Raw genomic sequence first — 2,012 nt, 5'->3', positions numbered from 1 at the left:
CAAAAATTTTTTCCGCTAAAATCCAACCTGATTTTCCTCTAAAAACCGCAATATTGGTATAAAATTGCAGATAACGGGAAACGCATTGGCGAAGTGGCGGATAAATTGGACGTAAAGTTCAATTTAGCAGTGACGTAGCCGATGTGTTTCCACAGAAGCTAAATTATTAAAAAAAGCTGAATGTGGAACACATTCGGCGGGAAAAAAGCACAAAAGTTGAATTTAGCACTTAACCCGCCATTTTGCCAATGCGATGTTAGCGGTTCGTTGTTATCTTTTCAGTTGTTCTTCAAAATATTTTTCCAATGTTGTTGGAAGTTTTATTGAGCTGTTTGGTTGCTCGGGAACAGTTTTGTTGTCAATAACTGCTTGTGTCATATCGGAAAGATTATTTGCTGTATTTTCAGTAAATCCGACAGATAAAAGTGTTTCTTTCCATTTGTCTTGCGGTATGGATTGGACAGTTACATTTTTGTTGAGCAATTTTGAAAATGTATTTGCCACATCAAGCGAGCTGTATTTTTGTCCTGTTAATTCATAAATTCTTTTCTTTTCCGATGATGTGTCGGTCATTATTTTGGCAATAAATTTTGCCAAGTCAATAGGCGAGTTCATTTCTATTTTCAAATCTTCGGGAAAAAAAGTTGGCAACACGCCATATTGTTCAATAGTTTCCAAGTATCCCAACCAATTACTAAAATAATAGGACGGTCTGATAAATACTTTTTCTATGTTCAAGTCATCTAATGTTTGTTCTAAAACTCTTGACATTAAAACATTGCCTGTGTTACTGTCAATATGTGCCCCGACACAAGACAAGGCGACTACTTTTTTAATTCCTGTTGCCTGAATAGCTTTTTTGTAATTTTCAACTATCTGTTTTGTGTCTTCGATTATATTGTTTGATGCAGGATTTTCGGGTGTCAAAACAAAAACAGTCGTTCCACTTTTAAATGCTTCTGTAAGTTGCTCCAAATTAAATAAGTCAGCAGTTCGGGTTTCGATGGTTTTGTCCGCAAGTTTGTCGGGGTTTCTCACGACTACCCTTACAGGAAAGTTGTTGTTTTTTAGTTCACTGATAAGATTTGAGCCTACTTGTCCTGTTGCTCCTACAATTATGTTCATATATTTTGTTTTTAGTTAATGATACCGCAAAACTAAAATGGGGTTACGACAACAGTATGTCAGGGGTGGGCAAAAAATCAATAATACAGTTCAAAATATTCCTGTAAAGTCATCTTGTGTGGCTCAAAGTTTTCAGTTAGTACTTCAAGTTTTTTAATTCTATCAAGTCGGAAAAATCGAAATTCATTGCGTAAACGACACCACGCCAACAGCAACCAATTTTCCTGAGTGCTTAATATGGCAAATGGTTCAACACTTCTGTTCGTTGTTTTTTCGGCTTCGTTGGTGTAGGATATTTTTGTTAAATGATAATTGGTTAATGCAAATTGCAAATCGGATAAATTACCGCTTGTCCTTTCGTTGTCTGTATTTTGTATAATTTGTACTCTTTCAAAAAGTAAATTGGCTTTATCTTTTACACTGTGTTTTAATACGGTTTTGATTTTGGCGATAGCTTCTGAATAGGCTTTAATAAATGAAGTGTCTTTGTTTTTCAATACTAATTGTTCTGCCGTAATCAACGCATTGGCTTCGTTTTCAGTAAATGTAACGGGTGGAAGTCGGTAGTGTTCCATTAGTGTATAACCTTTTCCGTCTTCGGTTACAATCGGAACGCCTGCCTGTTCCAATGTTCTTATATCTCTGTATATTGTTCTTACGCTTACTGAAAATTTATTGGCAAGTTCCGTAGCTGTCAAAAGTCGTTTCGTTTGCAACTGTGTTAGTATTGCAGTCAGTCGTGATATTCGTTTTGTTTCGGTGTCATACATTATTTTGTTTTGTTTGGACGGTCGTTTTGTTACAATGACCGCTAACGGGAAAGGGCTTTGCGAAGTTACGCCAAAAACGAGGCTGCCATAGCTTTGGAGGCGTAATTTTGCAAAACC

General features: G+C 36.3%; 2 protein-coding genes. Both read right to left on the bottom strand.

Annotated elements, in window-relative coordinates; all coding sequences use genetic code 11:
- Positions 1-270: 270 nt before the first annotated feature.
- Complete coding sequence (locus AC23MB_RS14200) at positions 271-1,125, bottom strand: NmrA family NAD(P)-binding protein (protein ID WP_487787632.1); 855 nt, start codon at positions 1,123-1,125, stop codon at positions 271-273.
- Between the two features lie 77 nt (positions 1,126-1,202).
- The coding region (locus AC23MB_RS14195) for a helix-turn-helix transcriptional regulator (RefSeq protein ID WP_487787631.1) at positions 1,203-2,012 on the bottom strand (810 nt) is incomplete at its 5' end.

Source organism: Soonwooa sp. T0.1_25, from assembly GCF_057652215.1.
The sequence above is the reverse complement of the archived record's forward strand: the minus strand, read 5'-3'. Positions and strand labels throughout refer to the sequence as shown.

Coding starts and splice junctions, on each gene's coding strand:
- AC23MB_RS14200 (WP_487787632.1), bottom strand. CDS start 1,125: ATGAACATAATTGTAGGAGCAACAGGACAAGTAGGCTCAAATCTTATC.